This window comes from Lysinibacillus sp. FSL L8-0126 (genome assembly GCF_038630385.1).
GTDB lineage: Bacteria > Bacillota > Bacilli > Bacillales_A > Planococcaceae > Lysinibacillus > Lysinibacillus fusiformis_D.
Genome location: NZ_CP152028.1, coordinates 3,349,551 through 3,368,091, shown reverse-complemented (window position 1 = coordinate 3,368,091; position 18,541 = coordinate 3,349,551). Strand labels below are relative to the sequence as shown.

Here is an 18,541-nt window from a genome sequence, read left to right as displayed (position 1 = left end):
TGTTTCACTTTTTAGCAATGAAAAACCTAGCAACTCATTAGCTACTAGGCTTGTACTCATTTTATAGAGGAATATTCCCGTGCTTTTTCTCAGGACGTGTTTCGTGTTTATTTGAAAGCATATCCAGTCCTTGAATCAGCTTCATACGTGTATCTCGTGGATCGATTACATCGTCTACCATGCCGCGAGATGCTGCCACATACGGGTTGGCGAATTTTTCTTTATATTCTTCAATTTTTGCTGCACGTGTTGCTTCTGGGTCATCTGATTTCGCAATTTCACGGGCAAAGATGATGTTCGCTGCGCCAGCAGCACCCATAACAGCAATTTCAGCATTTGGCCATGCAAATACAAGGTCAGCACCGATTGATTTAGAATTTAAAGCAACGTAAGCGCCTCCATAAGCTTTACGTAAAATCACTGTAATTTTTGGTACTGTAGCTTCTGAATATGCATAAAGAATCTTTGCACCGTGTCGAATAATACCGCCATGCTCTTGTTTAACGCCTGGGAAGAAGCCAGATACGTCTTCAAATGTGATAATTGGGATATTGTACGCATCACAAGTACGGATGAAACGAGCTGCTTTATCAGAAGAATCAATATCTAATCCACCAGCAAGTACTTTTGGTTGGTTACAAACAAGCCCTATTGATTCACCAGCAATACGTGCAAAACCAACTACTACGTTCTTCGCAAACTCTGCATGTACTTCCATGAATGAACCTTCATCCACTACCTGCTCAACTACTTTGCGAACATCATATGGACGTGTTGTTTCGATTGGCACTGTATCCACGATTTCTGGACGGTAGTCATCCCCTTCAGGTCGAGCTTGTCGAGGTGCCTTTTCTTTATTGTTTTGTGGTAAATAGCTTAATAGTTTTTTAATTTCTTCAATTGCCTCTTCTTCAGATGGCGCACGGAAATGAGCATTCCCACTTACCGCATTATTTACTTTTGAACCACCTAAATCTTCAGCAGAGATTTTCTCACCTGTTACAGTTTCGATGACTTTAGGTCCTGTTATGAACATTTGAGATGTTTTATCCACCATTAAGATAAAGTCTGTGATAGCTGGCGAATAAACCGCTCCACCAGCACAAGGTCCCATAATAACAGAAATTTGCGGAATCACGCCTGAATAAATCGCATTGCGGTAGAAAATATGACCGTAGCCATCTAGAGACAGAACACCTTCTTGGATACGTGCACCACCTGAATCATTAATACCGATAAATGGTGTACCGTTTTTAGCAGCTAGATCCATCACTGTCGCCATTTTTTTGGCATGCATTTCACCAAGCGCCCCACCAAACACTGTGAAATCTTGGGAGAATAAGTATACTGGACGTCCGTTAATTTTACCGAAACCAGTAACTACACCATCACCAGGGCCTTCCATTTTATCCATCCCAAAGTCTACTGTACGGTGAGTAATAAATGGGTTGATTTCGAAAAATGTCCCTTCATCTAGTAGCAAATCAATACGCTCACGAGCTGTTAATTTCCCTTTTTCATGCTGTTTTTCGATGCGCTCATAGCCACCACCAAGTTCAATTACAGTCTTACGGTCATACAAGTCATTGATTTTGTCGAACATATCCATAATGATCACTTATCCCCTTTTCCACTTTTATCACATAATTCATATAACACCCCGAATGAGGATTTAGGATGCATAAATGCAACCTCTGCACCTCCAGCACCAGGTCCTGGCTCTTCCGATAATAGACGTACACCCTTTTCACGAAGCTCTGCCATACGCTCACGAATTCCTGTTACACCGAAGGCAACATGGTGAATTCCCTCTCCACGTTTTTCAATAAATCCATAAATGGCACTTTTATCACTCATTGGTTCTAATAGCTCTAATTTCACGTTACCTGCGTCGATAAATGCCACACGAACCTGTTGAGATTCTACTTCTTCTACTTTCATCAACTTTAAGCCTAAAGTTTCTGTATAATATGTAATGCGTTCATCAAGATCGCGCACTGCAATCCCAATATGGTCTACTTTCTCCATGGTGACATCTCCTTCTGTTATGGTACATACTCTATTTTACAGATTTTTTTGTCAAAACTCTACTACTTGAGAAATTTTTCAGATTTGCTAAACTATTTATAAGAAAAGAAGGAGCGAACGAGCATATGAGTAATAAAAAATTTCAAAAAATCGTTGTTTATAGCATGATCGCGATTATGCTAATCTCATCTCTAGCATTCGGATTATCCATGTTAGTTTAAGGCAAAGCCCGAGGCGTCCACGTTACTGTGGGCGCTCTTTTTTAGCCTTTAAGCCCTTAAATGACTGCTTTATTTCTAAATACCTGTCCATCTCCTCGATAAACTGATAGAGAGCGGCTTGAGCGATAAATTGTTCATGGTTTTGCGGTAAAGGCAGCTGAGAAAAATCACGTTTTACATGTTCTAATTTTTCTCGATAATGACTTGCCGTATTCCCCGAATGAACATGCTCACCGAGGTCTTGTAAAAAATCTGCCACAATTTCAGCCTCTTGTACTATAACAGGTAGTGTCGTCACTTTTGGCAATACTCGTTCGATAATTTCTAGCTGCTGCTCACGCATATCAAAATACACATAGTAATCATTTTTAAGTCTCATAAAATGGTTTTCAACATCTTTAAACGCCAATGATTTTGCCTCTTCTAGCGTTCGGATTGCTTCAATGATTTCATGTCCATTCCATAGCGTGTCTCCTTGACGTAAATAGGTGGCAATTTCTAAAAAAATCTTGCTGTATAGCTCCTCAATTTTAACTCTGTAGTAATTTAATTCCTTTTGTATGTCTGGCATATACATATTAATGGCAATCCCTGTGCCATAACCGATTGCCATCAACGCTAATTCATTATAAACAAGTGCTAATGAAAAACCTTCAGCAGCATAAATATGCATTATAATTACAACACTAGAAATAAATCCATCTGCTACCTTTAATGATACAATGGTTGGAATGAATAACAGGAGCATGCCTGCTAATGTAAGCGGATGATAAGTAAAAAATTCAAAGCTTACAAAGGCAAAAAGCATTGCCACAATACTCGCGACCAATCGTGTATAAGCTGCATGAATAGATTTTTTTTTCGTTGGCTGCACACATAATATGGTTAGAATACCAGCAGATGCATACGAGGCTAAATCAAAATACTGAGCAATGGCAATAGCGATGGCCGCACCAATTGCTGTTTTTAAAGTTCGATAGCCGATTGAAAATTTCTTCAGGCCGACTGCCTCCTATCGTTTAGTACTCTTCACTCTTTTAGCTAATTATTTAGCCAATATTACAAAAATTTTAGTAATAATGAAACTATCTATACATGATGATAGTAGGAAGCCTACATAGATTCTGTGATCTATGAGGCTTTTCTACTTCATTTGAATTCATTTTTGTTATGCAAGAATAGAATTAAAGCTCATCACAATATTCTTCAAAGTTTGCTTGTAAGTTTGTCACAACGGACATTGGATCATGCCCTTCAATTTCATAGCGACCAACTTCTGCAACTACTTGTCCATCTTTTAATAGAACGAAAGATGGTGAAGAAGGTAGGTGATCTTCTCCAAAATGATAACGTGCCGCTGCAGTCGCTTCTTTATCTTGCCCTGCAAACACTGTAACTAAATGATCGGGACGTTTATCATAATGAACACATTGTGCCGCTGCTGGACGAGCGATACCGCCCGCACAACCACATACTGAGTTCACCATTACTAATGTTGTACCTGGGCGAGTAAACGCCTCTTCAACAGCTTCTGGTGTTTGTAGTTGTTCGTAACCCGCTGCCTCAATTTCAGCACGTGCTGTTTTTAAAATTTCCTGCATAAATAAATCGTAATCCATATTCATATAGCGATAGCTCCTTTCAAGTTCGCGTCCATTCAGCATGATTGCCTATAAAAATTTTTTGACGCTCATCCATCTCTTATCATAGCAGTTTGCAACGAATTTGTGCACCTACTTGCTCATCACAATTCAGTTGAATACTAAGATTCGTTTACTTGTCTTCCTGCTCTTCGTTAAATAAACGATCGACACCTTGTGTGACAGTCAGTTGTCCACTTAAAATTTGACGTTCAAGTAGCAGTACCTGTGCTTTACGCTGTGGATTCCCATAAAATTGATCAATTAAATGGTCGGTAATCATCGATTGAAACCACTCTTTTGTTTGTTGTTGTCGACGAGTAGCCCAATAGTGATTGGCTTCAACAATTTGCTTGAAATCTCCAATTGTCTCCCAAACCTTATCAAGTCCCCGTTTTTCTAATGAACTAACAGGCATTGCTGTAGACATCCAACCGAGTGTAGCGGGCTGTAAAAAATGCAAAATTTGCTTATACTCTGCAACCGTTTTTTTGGCTAAACGAACATTATCGCCATCTGCTTTATGCACGACAATGGCATCCGCTAATTCCATGATGCCTTTTTTCATGCCCTGCAATTCATCTCCTGCCCCTGTTAACACAAGGAGTAGAAAGAAATCAACCATCCCACGGACGTAGGTTTCGCTTTGCCCTACACCAACCGTTTCAATTAAAATCACATCATAGCCTGCCGCCTCACAAACTAACATTGTTTCACGGGTCTTTTTGTGAACACCCCCAAGGGTACCTGCCGATGGAGATGGGCGAACAAATGCAGTAGGCTTCTTAACGAGCTCTTCCATGCGTGTTTTATCGCCAAGAATACTCCCACCTGATAAGGAAGAACTTGGATCAATCGCAAGAACAGCTACTCGTTTCCCCATGTCACAAAGCATTGTTCCGAAAGCCTCAATGAATGAACTTTTCCCCGCTCCTGGAACTCCGGTAATGCCAATTCGAATACTATTTCCTGTATGCGGAAGAAGCTCCTGTAATAATTCTTGTGCTTGCACTTTATGAGTAGCGTTGGCACTTTCAATGAGGGTAATGGCTTTTGATAAATGTGTGCGAGAGCCCACACGTACTTGTTGAGCAAGCTCTCCTACATTCATATTGTCTGCCTTTTTCTTTCGGAATTTTTTAGGTGTGCCATACTGCATACCGTCGTGAGTTGCCTCGACTCCGTCCATGACAAATAGCGCACTGTCTTCCATTCCTTTGTTTTTGTCCATTATTCAGACACTTCCTCATAGCCTAAACGTTTGTAGATTTCTTCAATAATTTTTTGTGCAGATACAGGAATCACTGTACCTGGTCCAAAAATGGCTACTGCACCAGCATCGTAAAGGAAGTCATAATCTTGCGCTGGAATAACACCACCAACAATAATGATAATATCTTCACGACCTAGCTTTTCAAGCTCCGCAATTAATTCAGGCACTAATGTTTTATGACCTGCTGCTAGTGAAGATACACCAATGACATGGACATCATTTTCAACAGCCATTTGAGCAGCCTCAGCAGGTGTCATAAATAATGGTGAAATATCTACGTCAAAGCCTAAATCAGCATAGCCCGTTGCGACCACCTTGGCACCGCGATCATGTCCATCCTGTCCCATTTTTGCTACTAAAATACGTGGACGACGTCCTTCATTTTCAAGGAATTCTTCTGTCATTTGCTTCACTTCCGCAATTTGCTCCTCATCTGAGAAATTGGCAGAGTAAACACCTGAAATAGAACGAATCACGGCCTTATGACGACCAGAAATCGCCTCGATAGCATCAGAAATTTCACCTAAAGAGGCACGCGCACGTGCTGCATCCACCGCCACAGCTAGTAAGTTCTCCTCACCATCTTGAGCAGCTTTTGTTAAGCGAGCTAAATGTTTTTGAACTTCTGCTTCATCACGTGCTGCCTTCATCGCTTCTAAACGTTCAATTTGTTTTTGACGAACAATTGTATTATCAATATCCAAAATGTCAATTGGCTCTTCTTTTGCTAAGCGATATTTATTCACTCCTACAATGGTTTCTGTTTTAGAGTCAATTTTTGCTTGGCGTTTGGCTGCGGCTTCTTCAACCTTCATTTTCGGAAGTCCTGTTTCAATCGCTTTGGCCATCCCTCCAAGTGCTTCAATTTCTTCGATCAATGCCCAAGCGGATTGCGTAATTTCTTCTGTTAGTTTCTCCACATAGTACGAACCGCCCCATGGATCAATCACTTTCGTCATCGCTGTTTCCTCTTGTAAAAATAACTGTGTATTACGCGCGATACGTGCCGAGAAATCTGTTGGAAGTGCAATCGCTTCATCCAGTGCGTTGGTATGGAGGGATTGTGTGTGTCCCATTGAAGATGCATTCGCTTCGAATAATGTACGAGCCACATTGTTAAATGGATCTTGCTCCGTTAAAGACCAGCCCGATGTTTGAGAATGGGTACGTAATGCTAATGTTTTCGGATTTTTCGGATTAAATGTTGACATCATTTGTGCCCAAATACGACGTGCTGCACGCATTTTAGCTACTTCCATGTAATAATTCATACCGATTGCCCAGAAGAACGATAGACGAGGTGCAAAGGCATCGATATCAATTCCTGCTTTCAATCCTGTACGTACATATTCCAAGCCATCTGCTAACGTATAGGCAAGCTCAATGTCATTTGTTGCGCCAGCTTCTTGAATATGGTAACCAGAAATTGAAATAGAGTTAAATTTTGGCATATATTTCGCTGTATATTCAAAAATATCTGCGATGATTTGCATTGACATAGCTGGTGGGTAAATATATGTATTACGCACCATATATTCTTTTAAAATATCATTTTGAATTGTACCTGCTAATTTGTCTGGTGTTACCCCTTGCTCTTCAGCTGCCACAATATAGAAGGCAAGAACTGGTAAAACTGCTCCATTCATTGTCATAGAAACGGACATTTGATCTAACGGTATTTGATCGAAAAGGATTTTCATATCCTCAACAGAGTCAATAGCAACACCAGCTTTCCCTACATCCCCTGTTACACGTGGATGATCTGAGTCATAGCCTCGATGCGTCGCTAAGTCAAACGCTACAGAAAGACCTTTTTGCCCCATTGCCAAATTTCGTTTATAGAAGGCATTGGATTCCTCAGCCGTTGAGAAACCTGCGTATTGGCGAACGGTCCAAGGACGTGCTACATACATAGTAGGGTATGGTCCACGTGTATTAGGTGCAATACCTGCTACATCGTTTAAATGTTTCGCATCTTTAATATCTTCCTTCGTGTAAATATCTTTAATTTCAATCCCTTCATTTGTCATAAACTTGTCGTCAGACGCTTGTGGGGCTTCAGCTGTTAACACTTTTTCTATTTCTACTACATTAAAATTAGGCTTGCTCATCGTTGGACCTCCTTCATGCTCGCAAACACGGACTGTAATTTTTCAATGATGTTCTGTCCTGCGAAAATAAAGCCGTTTAAACCATTTGCTAACCATGCTTCTTCTTCATCTTTAAATTTACCTGCAACATCTATAAGCACATTTGCTGGTTGTGCAGCTAAAATAGCCGGTACAAGTGCCTTTGTATCATCGTCACTGCCTGCAATTACAACATACTTAGCCTCTGTAGCCTGCAACCAAGCAATCGCCTCTTCAGCAGTTGCCACTGGCTCACTTTTTTCTGGAACAAGACCAACTGTATTTAAGAAACCAGCTACAAAATCTGCACGTGGCTTAGAGCTTTTTAATGACCCTAATGCTAAAATACCTGTTTTCACATCAGCTGCTGTCATTTCTGCACGCAACTTCTCAAATGGAACAGCAATACGTTTGATATCAGCAAATAATGGGTTTGTATCCTGCTCAAGTACATCTGCTGGATTTGCATAAATATTCGTTCCAATTAATGATTGCTTACGTGTTGATGCAGCTTTGATTCGAGTATGATAAGTGGTTGCCACTTCTTCCGCAAGCTTGCCAGACGCTATATATTCATCCATCCCGCCAGCAGCCTCGATATCTAAAAATAATGCCCATGCTTCTTTTACAAAGTCTGCTGTTAACGACTCAATAAAATAAGAGCCTCCTGCTGGATCTGTCACTTTCAAAACATTTGTTTCTTCTTTTAATATTAATGATACATTCCGAGCGATACGAATCGATTGTTCCGTAGGCTTCGTTAACACATCATGCGGATGAACAGTAAAGAGATCAGCTCCACCAATTAAACCAGAAAGCGCTTCATTGGAAGAACGTAATAAATTGACATACACATCTAATTTAGAAAAGCTTCTTAGTGATGTTTCAGCAACCGTTGGGATTTTTACACTGTCTGTCACACCATAAGCAGATGAGAACGCTTTCCAAAGTACTTTAAAAGCACGAAGTTTGGCAATTTCCGTAAAGAATTGTGTATCAATGGCAAAGATTACAAAAAACTTCTTCGAGAATGCTTCAAAGCTTTCTTCCTGTTCTGCAAACTTGGCTGCTAATGCAAGTGCATAGGCTAGCTCTTGTACTGCGTTGGCACCTTCATTGTGATAAACGGTCGTGTCAGCACTGACTGAGCGCACGTTCGGAAATGCGTTGAAAGAGATCGGGTCCTTAGAAACAATGAAACCTTTAACGGCTTCACGTTGATCCTCTGCAATATTGTCAAATACTGCTAATAATGGGTCTTTTGTATTTTTAATAGTAATTTTAAATGAATATTCTGAGAAATATGATGCTAATTTGACCAATACTTCTTCTGTCCAATCAAACTTCACACGACTATCCACTGTAATCACTTCATTGCCTCGCGCTAAACTATCTTCAAGCTGTGCAAAAAATGCTTCACTTGTATCAGCGTGAATTTGCTGTGCCACCTGAAACGCTTGACTATTTTGTAGGGAACGGATTGTGGCAACTTGTAAATCAAGCTCTTCTCCAAGCTTAGCTACTAAACTTTCTTGCGTGTAAAGCGGCTGTAATGTAACACCTTCATTTGTTTTGGAAAATAGTGACTCAAATGGTTTCCCTTTTAAAGCTTTGATTGCTGCATCTTGCCAGTCTGAATAGGCTGGTTTTTCAAATTCAATATTTTTCATGTTGTTTGACATGCGGACGCTTAATCAGCTTCCCCCCTTAGTAGTTTCTATTTGTTATTCTACATGACAAATTGCGACTCGAAAAGCATAAAAAAAATCGGAAACCCTTATACAGCAGGTTTCCGACGAGTCATCAGTAGACTGACGTTGAAGATTTATTTGTATTTTCGAGTATTTCTTTCACTCTATTTAGGAATTTACCACATACAAGTCCATCCAACACACGATGATCTAATGATAAACATAAATTCACAATATCACGTGCAGCAAACATTCCACCTGGTAAAACGACTGGTTTTTTTACAATGCTTTCCACTTGAAGAATCGCTGCTTGTGGGTAATTAATGATCCCCATCGATTGAACAGAGCCAAATGCTCCCGTATTATTAACAGTAAATGTACCACCAGTAATGTCACCCATTGCCAATTTACCTGTACGAACTTTATTGGCAAGTTCATGGATTTCTTTAGCAATTCCTTTAATGGATTTTTCATCTGCGTGTTTTATAACAGGCACAAATAGGGCATCATCTGTTGCTACTGCAATCGAAATATTGATGTCATGCTTTTGGATAATTTTATCTTCCGCCCACATTGAATTCAGCATTGGGAATTCCTTTAATGCTTGAGCAACTGCTTTTACAAAGAAGGCGAAATATGTAAGATTAAAGCCCTCTTTTTGCTTAAATTCATTCTTTAAGCTATCACGATAAGACACTAAATCTGTTACATCCACTTCCATCATCATCCAAGCATGTGGTGCTTCATGGACACTTTTTACCATATTATTTGCAATCGCACGACGCACTTTTGTCACTGGAATTTCAATATCTCCAGGATGAACAGGTACAGGTGCAACTGCTTTTTCCACTTGTTGCTGTGGTGCTGTCGGTGCTGGCTCAACTGTAGGTTGCACCGTTGATGAAGTTGGTGCGACATCATTTGCTGTAGGGATATTGCCAGTTTCAATTAGCTTTATCAGGTCTTTTCTTGTGATACGACCACCTTCACCTGTGCCCGTCACTTGATCGAGTGCAATATCGTGCTCCTGTGCAAGTCGAAGAACGGCTGGTGAGTAGCGTACTTTATCTTTACGCGCCTCTTTTGGTGCAGCTGCTGGAGCTGCCACCTGCTGTGGTGCCTCCTGTTTCTTTTGAACACCAGCATTTAAAATAGCTGTGCTTACTGCTGATTTTTTTTCAGCTGGTGGAGGTGGTAATTCGCCCTCTCCAGCTATTTCAATCGAGCATACGACTGCCCCAACTGGCAAGGTTTGACCTTCTTGCGCAAGAAGCTCCGTAATAACCCCTTCAAATGATGATGGGATTTCAGCATTTACTTTATCTGTAACAACCTCTGCTAATGAATCATATTTTTTAACTGTATCTCCAGGCTTAACAAGCCATTTTTCAATTGTACCTTCTGTTACACTTTCGCCGAGCTGTGGCATTGTAATATTTTGAACTGACATCCTTTATTCCTCCCATCAATTAAGCCTAGGCGTCCTTGTACCTGATGCAGCGCTAAAATCATTAAACGTAGATAGGCAATTAGACAAATTTTGACTTACCTACACGTAAGTCAAAATCTGTTTATCCGTCTGAGGCTTTTCGTTTTTTCATTCAGCCTTATTGTGATCTGTTAGAACGCAGCAAGTTCTCGCATTGCACGTTCAACTTTATCAGGATTAATCATAAAATATTTCTCCATTGTTGGTGCATATGGCATGGCTGGCACATCAGGTCCTGCTAGACGTTGAATTGGAGCATCAAGCTCAAATAAACAATGTTCTGCAATAATCGCGGCAACTTCACTCATGATACTGCCTTCTTTATTATCCTCTGTGACAAGTAATACTTTGCCTGTTTTACTTGCAGCCTCAATAATCGCTTCTTTATCAAGAGGATAAACCGTACGCAAATCAAGGATATGAGCGGAAATACCATCTGCAGCTAGACGTTCAGCCGCTTGGAGGGCAAAGTGAACTGCTAAACCATACGTAATTACTGTTACATCGTCCCCTTCACGTTTCACATCTGCTTTACCAATTGGTAATGTGTAATCATCTAGCGGTACTTCACCTTTTATTAAGCGATACGCGCGTTTATGTTCGAAAAATAATACCGGATCTTCATCACGAATCGCCGCTTTCAGTAAACCTTTTGCATCATATGGTGTTGATGGTATGACAATTTTCAAACCTGGTGTCCCAGCAAAAAGTGCTTCAACGGATTGTGAATGATAAAGTGCACCGTGGATGCCTCCACCAAAAGGAGCACGGATGACCATTGGACAAGTCCAATCGTTATTGGAACGGTAACGAATTTTCGCTGCCTCCGAAACGATTTGATTGACAGCTGGCATAATGAAATCAGCAAATTGCATTTCTGCAATTGGACGCATACCATACATTGCAGCACCAATTCCAACGCCTGCGATGGCACTTTCTGCAAGTGGTGTATCTAGCACGCGATATTCGCCGAATTGATCGTATAGTCCATTTGTGGCTTTAAATACCCCACCTTTACGACCAACGTCCTCTCCTAAAATGAAAACACGCTCATCACGTTCCATCTCTTCTTTCATTGCTAATGTAATCGCATCAATATAAGACATAACTGCCATTACATGTCACCTCCGTCCACTGGTGCATAAACATATTTAAGTGCATGCTCTGGTTGTGCATATGGAGCCGCTTCTGCATAATCTGTTGCTTCATTTACTTCAGCCATCACACGTTGTTCCATTTCAGTGCGAATCGTTTCTGTCATAACGCCAGCATCCATCAGATACTTTTCAAATAATAGAATCGGATCTTTTGCTTTACCTTCTGCAATATCTTCAGCCGTACGATATTGACGATCGTCATCATCTGAAGAATGGGCTGTTAAACGATATGTCACCGTTTCAATTAAGCTTGGACCTTCTCCATTACGTGCACGGTCTGCTGCTTCTTTTACCACTTTATACACTTGTAATGGACATTTACCATCCACCGTCACACCCGGCATACCGTAACCAATACCACGATCAGATACTTTGGCACAGCCTAATTGACGTTCAACTGGCACAGAGATAGCATATTGATTGTTTTCTACCATAATAATAACGGGTAGCTTATGAACACCAGCAAAGTTTGCTCCTTCATGGAAATCTCCTTGGTTAGATGAACCTTCCCCAAGCGTAACGAAAGAAACAAAATCTTCTTTTTGTAGACGTCCAGCAAGCGCAACACCAACTGCGTGCGGAACTTGCGTTGTGACAGGAGATGATCCTGTTAGAATACGATTTTTCTTTTGACCAAAGTGACCTGGCATTTGACGACCACCGGAGTTTGGATCTTCTGCTTTTGCAAATGCAGACAACATCAGTTCTCTTGGTGTCATACCAAAATGTAAAACCACACCCATATCACGATAATACGGTGCAATATAATCCTTATTATTATCAAGTGCAAAGGCTGCTCCAACTTGTGCTGCCTCCTGGCCTTGACAAGAAATAACAAACGGAATTTTACCAGAGCGATTTAATAACCACATACGCTCATCTAATCTTCTGGCCATTAACATTGTTTCGAACATAGCAAGTACATCTTCATTTGACAAACCTAAATCTTCATGTTTGATTTGTACATCTTGCATACGAACACCCCTTTCGTATTATAGAGAAATAACTATCTTATCCTATATCCCCACATTTGGATACGTTAGTTATGAAATTCAGAAAATTAAAAATGGATAGCACGATCATCAACCGCTAAAGCAGATTCCACTAAAACCTCATTTAACGATGGATGTGGATGAATAGCCTGACTAATTTCCCATGGCGTTGCATCTAATACTTTCGCTAATGATGCTTCCCCAATTAAATCGGTCACATGAGGCCCTACCATATGAATACCCAAAATATCATCTGTTTCTTCATCCGCAATAATTTTGACAAAGCCCTCTGCCTCACCATTAACTAATGCTTTCCCAATAGCCTTGAATGGGAATTTACCAATCTTTAATGAAAATCCACGTTCTTTTGCCGCACGCTCTGTCAAGCCAATGCTGGCAACCTCTGGATATGAGTAAACACATTTTGGTACTTTCAAATCATCCAATTTCTCTGTTTTACCTGTTGCAATATGTTCAATAGCTGCCATTCCTTCATGAGAAGCAACATGTGCTAATTGTAAGCCACCAATCACATCTCCTATAGCATACATATGGGATTCCTTCGTTTGATAGGAATCATTCACCTTAATAAAGCCATTTTCAACTTCGATTTCTGTATTTTCTAAGCCAATACCTTGCGTATTCGCCTCACGTCCTACACAAAGTAATAGTTTATCTGCTTCAAAAATTTCTTCTTTATCATCCACCGTCGCTGAAATGAAAACGTTATCATTTTCAATTTTGAATGTACTCGCATCTAGTCGAGCATTTGTCACAATGCGAACACCTCGTTTTTCAAGCTGTTTCGTCACTTCTTTGACAATATCTGCATCTTCTGCTGGTAAAATCGATGGACCGTATTCGACGATCGTTACATACACACCAAAATCGCATAGCATAGATGCCCACTCAATTCCGATGACACCGCCACCAACGATTAATAATGATTTTGGTAATTTTTCTAACGCTAAGGCATGATCTGAATTCAGCACATATTGCCCATCAACCGTTAAGCCTGCCATTCCACGAGGCTTTGAACCCGTTGCAATGACAACGTTTGTAGGAACAAGCATTTCATTTTCATCACCATTGGACATCTCTACAGAAATAGTGCCTGGCATAGGAGAGAAAATAGATGGCCCTAAAATTCGCCCTGTACCCTGATAAACATCTATTTTGCCTTTTTTCATCAGTGTATTCACACCTTGACTTAATTGCTCAACGATGGCTTGTTTTCTAGCCTGAACTTTGTCAAATTGCAATGTCACACCTTCAATATCGACACCATAGTCACTAGCTGTTTTATTAGCCATGCGATATACTTCCGCACTTCGAAGTAAGGCTTTACTTGGGATACAACCTTTATGCAAGCAAGTTCCGCCTAAGCGTTCACGTTCTACAATAGCTGTTTTCAAGCCCAACTGCGCAGCTCGAATGGCAGCAACATATCCGCCTGTACCTCCACCTAAGATGACAACATCATAATTTTGAGCCATGTTTATTCCCCCTTTTGAGAAAAATGCTAAAGTAATCTATCTATTAAACAACCAACTTACCAATTTTCCAACGGTTAGTTCTTGCTTTAGAAGAGCTTTAGCTTCACTTCATCGAGATCCTTATTTCTGGTTGAAAATAGAAGAAGTCGACAATGCGACTTCTCATAATGTATCAACCATGTCGATTAGCGACCGTGTAAAATATTTTTTTCATTTTTTAAGAATTGGCTGCGAGATTTCGCTACACGAGCGATACGTTCCTCAGCTAAGCGATTCGCTGCCACATATGTTGGAATGCCATCTCGTTTAGAAATAGCAAAGATTTTTTCAATACTATCATAAATACCATCAACGCGTTTCATTGCACGTTCACGATTATAACCATATAATTCATCTGCAACGTTTATCACGCCACCAGCATTGATCACATAGTCTGGTGCATAGACGATACCTAATTCATGCAAATAGTCACCATGGCGAGAATCTTTTAATTGGTTATTAGCAGATCCAGCAATCACTTTCGCTTTTAGTTGTGGAATTGTTTCATCGTTTAAAATAGCGCCTAATGCACATGGTGAGAAAATATCGACTTCCTGCGCATAAATTTCATCGGGTGCCACTGCAATAGCGTCGAAGTCATTAACAACTCGATCAATGGCCGCCTGATTGATATCTGTTACAACAAGTTTTGCCCCTTCATTATGTAAATACTCGCAAAGCTTGTAGGCTACATTTCCTAGACCCTGTACAGAAACTTTTAATCCTTCTAATGAATCGGAACCAAATGCTTCTTTTGCCGCCGCTTTCATACCACGGTAAACGCCATACGCTGTTACTGGAGATGGGTTACCTGAAGAACCAAATGCAGGAGAAATTCCTGTTACATAGTTTGTTTCTTCATGGATTAAATCCATATCCGATACCGTTGTACCTACGTCTTCGGCTGTAATATAACGGCCATTCAATCCTTGGATAAAACGACCTAATGCACGAAACATTTCTTCATTTTTATCTTTAAATGGGTCACCTATAATGACCGTTTTTCCACCGCCAAGGTTTAAACCAGCTGCAGCATTTTTGTAAGTCATACCCCTTGCTAAACGTAACGCATCTTCAATTGCATTTTCTTCTGATGCATATGTCCACATACGTGCTCCACCTAGTGCTGGTCCAAGTGTCGTATCATGGATAGCGATAACCGCTTTTAACCCTGATGCTTCATCTTGGCAAAATACCAATTGTTCATAATCATACTTTTCCATATACTTGAAGATTTCCATGAAACTCGCCCCTTTGCTTTGGAAAGTGCATCCCCAAATGCCCATCCAATCAAGTTTTATCTAACAATCCTGTCTCCATCGCGTTGCCATCTCAGTAAAACTGAGCCCCTCTTATTCAGTAGGTGTTTAGACCCCAATGTATGAAGAAAAAATTGTTTAGTAATGGATAATATTGCTCCACTTATTTTTACAATACTGACAAATTCACAATTTCGCAACTATTATTACATATTCTTATTTAAGTAAGAATTTTCTAAACATTCTGTTACAGCCGCTACTTTATGTCCTTCCTCGTTTTTATTTAAAAATATTATATTGATTTCTCCCTTCCTTGACATTCCATCATCCACAGGTACAATTAATCATAGGAATAAGGAGGGGTATGCATGGCCCGTTTAGCTGCATTTATTGTAATGCTTATTCCAGGTCTTATGGCTGCAGGTGGCATTAAATTTATGCGTGATACATTATTTGGTAAACTCATTTCACCATTCCCATTTTTATGGCTACAATTTGTAGTAGGTGTTATTTTCTTTGTAATAGGCTTTGGATTTTTCGCAGGATTTTTACTACATCGCGACCGAAAAAATGGAAAAGTAGCACCACGCTTTCAGAAAAAATAAAAATAGCTATCCACATAAGTCTCACTGACTTACTGGATAGCTATTTTTATAGACGCTGCTGTGCTGCGATGACTCTATCAGGATAATCTGTAATCCAACCAATCACAGCATGATGTGGATTTGTTAAGAAAGGCTCTGAGCCATCTATTGCATAAAAACGGCATGCTTTCTCACTTGTGACACAAGCCTCTAAGTATCTTGGTTTATAATATCTTTTATGCATATGGACACAGTCAGCCCCTTGATAATCAGCTAGCAAATCCCATTTTATTTTTTTCGTGGCAATAAGAGCTGTTTCATATTCAGGTCTATGCGCTTTCACAATCTCTAGAAGCTCGTAGTGAAAGGACGAAAAATGACTTCCCGTTGGCAGAACTAAGCCTCGAAGGAAGTTAATCAGACCACTTCTATTGTCCAGGATCGTTGATTTTAATTCAATATTCAATGGTAGCTGCTGTTGATTTGCCCATGCTAAAACCGCATCAAATGCTGGTATTTTATACGATGAAAATAGACGTCTCCAAGGCTTTCCTAGTTTAAAGCGCAGAAGCTCCTCTATCGTACAATCACTCACCAGTTTATTGGTGCCGACGAGTCTTGATAACTGTGGATCATGATAGATTACAGGTAATCCCTCTTTTGAAAATTGAATATCTAATTCAATCCCGTCCGCCCCTAGCTCTAATGCTTTTTCAAAAGCCTGAAAGGTATTCTCCAATGCATAAGCAGATGCACCTCGATGTGCAAAGACAGGGATACATGATGAATTAGACATTTAACTCACCAAATTCGAGCAGGAATTTACCATTCGTCATTTTGCTTAATAACGATGATTTTCTACCAATTTGAATATACGTACCAGGATGTGCCTCTTTTGTTACAATAATTTCTTCTTTTCCGACATGACGCATTTCATCCATTAATATTTTAACTTCACGATCTAATGTTAAGGCTTCAGCCTTTAATTTTGTTAAAGCTTGCTTTGTCTCTTCAAATGAAGCCGTTTGTTCTTTGGACATTTGATTGAGAAATGGCAATAAGCTTTTCATTTTCATCTCATGGGCAGAAATTTCCGCTTGAATTTCTTTTAGCTGTGCTGCTTTTTCTTGCATGACAGAATTATTTTCTTGCTTATTGATGCTTTCAATTATCAAATCAGTTCGGCGCTCTAAGCGATTGCCTGAAATGGCCGTGACAATAGTATTTTTAGCTACCGCACGTCCCCCAATAATTTTACCTTTTCGTTCGTCCACATAAATGGAATGGGCAGAAAGCTGTGAGCCTAGCGCATAAAAACCAATATGAATACTATCACCTGCAAATAAATTCGCTTCATTCACATGCTTTACAAATATATTGCCCCCTGCTTCCACTATTGTTGAACCGAGTCCAAAAATGCCCCCACGAATATAAACGTCACCCTCAATGGATTTAATAAGCTTGGCACCGCTTACACCCTCTGCACCATCGATGGAAATATCACCAGTCGCAATCACTGTATAGCCACTTGTCACCGTTCCTTTAATACTAAGTGAACCATTAAATTCGAGATTGCCTGTTTCCACTCCAACATCGCCGTTTATAGGAAGGTGTCGGTTTACACCAATCATCCCCTTAACATCATCTAAAACACCAGCAATTTTCGAGCGGATTACAACTTTTCCGTCCTCTTCCACTTCATAGGCAGATTTTGTATCGTATTTTATAGGAAAATCTCGCCCCGGTACAGCAGCAACTACTTCACCTAGCACATTTTTCCCTGCTTTACCTAATGTAGCAGGAATCTTTTCACCTAGCCATGAGCCTTCTGAAATTTCTGAAATGAAATTCATATCATAGTAATCTGCTTTACCGTCGTCACGAATGACCGGCTTTCTCTCTGGTTTAGGTAAGTATGTAATTTGTGCATCCATTCCTGCTACAGGTGGTTCTCCTTGAGCAATTAAAAATGCTTTTCCTGGCTCAGCCTTCGAAATATCAAAATCTAATATTCCATGTACAATGCCTTTTTCTTCAAGTGTTTCATGTACTTGTTGTGTCAATTTTTCGTGATTATTTTGAATATATTCGAGCGTTTCATATATAAAAATAGAGGCTGACATTTTATCACGTGCTATTTCAGCTTCCACATTCGGAAGCCAGCGACCAATTTCAACCAGGCTTGTATTTTGGGTTGACAACACGGTTTTTAAAATTGAAAAATTAGATAATTTAAGTCGTGGATGACTACGTAGAATGCTATCAAATTCTTTTAATGGGAAACCGGCATTAAAAGTAAGCATAAATACCTTGCCATTTTCTTCAGAAATTTCGAAGTTTTCATTTCGAACTAGAATCAAGCTACCTCCTCCTTCCCTCTACATGTAAGTATATACAATCACCTTCCATTTGTTTAGAGACCATTGTCACTACCTAGAAAGAAAATAGTACTACTAAACCATTAATATATCCGACAATATTTTATTTTTTAAAAAATAAATTAGTTATTTAACACTATTTTTCTGCTTGTTTTTGTGTTTTTT

At 39.9% G+C, this 18,541-nt stretch carries 16 protein-coding genes; 2 read left to right on the top strand and 14 right to left on the bottom strand.

Annotated elements, in window-relative coordinates; translation table 11 throughout:
* Positions 1 to 61: 61 nt before the first annotated feature.
* Together MHI34_RS16375 and mce are read right to left on the bottom strand one after the other, a co-directional pair.
* A complete protein-coding gene (locus tag MHI34_RS16375; RefSeq protein WP_340809203.1) occupies positions 62 to 1,609 on the bottom strand; it encodes an acyl-CoA carboxylase subunit beta in 1,548 nt (515 codons plus the stop codon).
* Positions 1,610 to 1,614: 5 nt separating this feature from the next.
* Positions 1,615 to 2,028, bottom strand: coding sequence for a methylmalonyl-CoA epimerase (mce, locus tag MHI34_RS16370; protein WP_141903613.1), 414 nt, complete (start codon positions 2,026 to 2,028; stop codon positions 1,615 to 1,617).
* A 125-nt stretch (positions 2,029 to 2,153) separates the two neighbouring features.
* On the opposite strand from mce, the gene prli42 reads away from it, so the two are divergent.
* Positions 2,154 to 2,249 carry a stressosome-associated protein Prli42 gene (prli42, locus tag MHI34_RS16365; RefSeq protein ID WP_155273190.1) on the top strand — a complete coding sequence of 32 codons (96 nt, stop codon included), beginning with the start codon at positions 2,154 to 2,156 and terminating at the stop codon, positions 2,247 to 2,249.
* 22 nt (positions 2,250 to 2,271) lie between these two features.
* On the opposite strand, the gene MHI34_RS16360 is transcribed toward prli42, so the two are convergent.
* From MHI34_RS16360 to MHI34_RS16315, 10 genes are all read right to left on the bottom strand, one after another.
* Positions 2,272 to 3,234 (bottom strand): aromatic acid exporter family protein, encoded by a 963-nt coding sequence (locus MHI34_RS16360; protein ID WP_308221985.1) that lies wholly within the window; start codon positions 3,232 to 3,234, stop codon positions 2,272 to 2,274.
* 199 nt (positions 3,235 to 3,433) lie between these two features.
* A complete protein-coding gene (locus MHI34_RS16355; RefSeq protein WP_036122837.1) occupies positions 3,434 to 3,874 on the bottom strand; it encodes a BrxA/BrxB family bacilliredoxin in 441 nt (146 codons plus the stop codon).
* A 148-nt stretch (positions 3,875 to 4,022) separates the two neighbouring features.
* Positions 4,023 to 5,120 carry a methylmalonyl Co-A mutase-associated GTPase MeaB gene (meaB, locus tag MHI34_RS16350; protein WP_036122834.1) on the bottom strand — a complete coding sequence of 366 codons (1,098 nt, stop codon included), beginning with the start codon at positions 5,118 to 5,120 and terminating at the stop codon, positions 4,023 to 4,025.
* Positions 5,120 to 7,273 (bottom strand): methylmalonyl-CoA mutase, encoded by a 2,154-nt coding sequence (scpA, locus tag MHI34_RS16345; RefSeq protein WP_036122829.1) that lies wholly within the window; start codon positions 7,271 to 7,273, stop codon positions 5,120 to 5,122. The genes meaB and scpA overlap by 1 nt, the downstream gene beginning before the upstream one ends.
* Positions 7,270 to 8,973, bottom strand: a complete 1,704-nt coding sequence (locus MHI34_RS16340; protein WP_342503672.1) for a methylmalonyl-CoA mutase family protein — start codon at positions 8,971 to 8,973, stop codon at positions 7,270 to 7,272. Before MHI34_RS16340 ends, scpA begins: the two co-directional genes overlap by 4 nt.
* A 121-nt stretch (positions 8,974 to 9,094) precedes the next feature.
* Positions 9,095 to 10,432, bottom strand: coding sequence for a dihydrolipoamide acetyltransferase family protein (locus tag MHI34_RS16335; RefSeq protein WP_058844037.1), 1,338 nt, complete (start codon positions 10,430 to 10,432; stop codon positions 9,095 to 9,097).
* A gap of 170 nt (positions 10,433 to 10,602) precedes the next feature.
* Complete coding sequence (locus tag MHI34_RS16330) at positions 10,603 to 11,586, bottom strand: alpha-ketoacid dehydrogenase subunit beta (protein WP_008179931.1); 984 nt, start codon at positions 11,584 to 11,586, stop codon at positions 10,603 to 10,605.
* Positions 11,586 to 12,602, bottom strand: a complete 1,017-nt coding sequence (locus MHI34_RS16325; RefSeq protein WP_036122822.1) for a thiamine pyrophosphate-dependent dehydrogenase E1 component subunit alpha — start codon at positions 12,600 to 12,602, stop codon at positions 11,586 to 11,588. The genes MHI34_RS16330 and MHI34_RS16325 overlap by 1 nt, the downstream gene beginning before the upstream one ends.
* Before the next feature lie 86 nt (positions 12,603 to 12,688).
* Positions 12,689 to 14,116 carry a dihydrolipoyl dehydrogenase gene (gene lpdA / locus MHI34_RS16320; protein ID WP_036122819.1) on the bottom strand — a complete coding sequence of 476 codons (1,428 nt, stop codon included), beginning with the start codon at positions 14,114 to 14,116 and terminating at the stop codon, positions 12,689 to 12,691.
* A 185-nt stretch (positions 14,117 to 14,301) separates the two neighbouring features.
* On the bottom strand, positions 14,302 to 15,396 hold the full coding sequence (locus tag MHI34_RS16315; protein ID WP_048392303.1) for a Glu/Leu/Phe/Val dehydrogenase: 1,095 nt from the start codon (positions 15,394 to 15,396) through the stop codon (positions 14,302 to 14,304).
* A 386-nt stretch (positions 15,397 to 15,782) separates the two neighbouring features.
* Between MHI34_RS16315 and MHI34_RS16310 the strand changes: the two genes are divergently transcribed.
* Positions 15,783 to 16,019, top strand: a complete 237-nt coding sequence (locus tag MHI34_RS16310; protein ID WP_004231186.1) for a DUF2627 domain-containing protein — start codon at positions 15,783 to 15,785, stop codon at positions 16,017 to 16,019.
* Positions 16,020 to 16,065: 46 nt separating this feature from the next.
* Here MHI34_RS16310 and MHI34_RS16305 read toward each other — a convergent pair whose 3' ends face one another.
* Together MHI34_RS16305 and MHI34_RS16300 are read right to left on the bottom strand one after the other, a co-directional pair.
* Positions 16,066 to 16,794: a glycerophosphodiester phosphodiesterase gene (locus MHI34_RS16305; protein ID WP_058844035.1), complete on the bottom strand. Its 729-nt coding sequence runs from the start codon at positions 16,792 to 16,794 to the stop codon at positions 16,066 to 16,068.
* Positions 16,787 to 18,358: a FapA family protein gene (locus MHI34_RS16300; protein WP_058844034.1), complete on the bottom strand. Its 1,572-nt coding sequence runs from the start codon at positions 18,356 to 18,358 to the stop codon at positions 16,787 to 16,789. The genes MHI34_RS16305 and MHI34_RS16300 overlap by 8 nt, the downstream gene beginning before the upstream one ends.
* Positions 18,359 to 18,541 lie beyond the last annotated feature (183 nt).

Coding starts and splice junctions, on each gene's coding strand:
- mce (WP_141903613.1), bottom strand. CDS start 2,028: ATGGAGAAAGTAGACCATATTGGGATTGCAGTGCGCGATCTTGATGAA.
- MHI34_RS16375 (WP_340809203.1), bottom strand. CDS start 1,609: ATGGATATGTTCGACAAAATCAATGACTTGTATGACCGTAAGACTGTA.
- MHI34_RS16355 (WP_036122837.1), bottom strand. CDS start 3,874: ATGAATATGGATTACGATTTATTTATGCAGGAAATTTTAAAAACAGCA.
- MHI34_RS16310 (WP_004231186.1), top strand. CDS start 15,783: ATGGCCCGTTTAGCTGCATTTATTGTAATGCTTATTCCAGGTCTTATG.
- lpdA (WP_036122819.1), bottom strand. CDS start 14,116: ATGGCTCAAAATTATGATGTTGTCATCTTAGGTGGAGGTACAGGCGGA.
- scpA (WP_036122829.1), bottom strand. CDS start 7,273: ATGAGCAAGCCTAATTTTAATGTAGTAGAAATAGAAAAAGTGTTAACA.
- MHI34_RS16335 (WP_058844037.1), bottom strand. CDS start 10,432: ATGTCAGTTCAAAATATTACAATGCCACAGCTCGGCGAAAGTGTAACA.
- MHI34_RS16325 (WP_036122822.1), bottom strand. CDS start 12,602: ATGCAAGATGTACAAATCAAACATGAAGATTTAGGTTTGTCAAATGAA.
- MHI34_RS16305 (WP_058844035.1), bottom strand. CDS start 16,794: ATGTCTAATTCATCATGTATCCCTGTCTTTGCACATCGAGGTGCATCT.
- MHI34_RS16340 (WP_342503672.1), bottom strand. CDS start 8,973: ATGTCAAACAACATGAAAAATATTGAATTTGAAAAACCAGCCTATTCA.
- prli42 (WP_155273190.1), top strand. CDS start 2,154: ATGAGTAATAAAAAATTTCAAAAAATCGTTGTTTATAGCATGATCGCG.
- MHI34_RS16330 (WP_008179931.1), bottom strand. CDS start 11,586: ATGGCAGTTATGTCTTATATTGATGCGATTACATTAGCAATGAAAGAA.
- MHI34_RS16315 (WP_048392303.1), bottom strand. CDS start 15,396: ATGGAAATCTTCAAGTATATGGAAAAGTATGATTATGAACAATTGGTA.
- meaB (WP_036122834.1), bottom strand. CDS start 5,120: ATGGACAAAAACAAAGGAATGGAAGACAGTGCGCTATTTGTCATGGAC.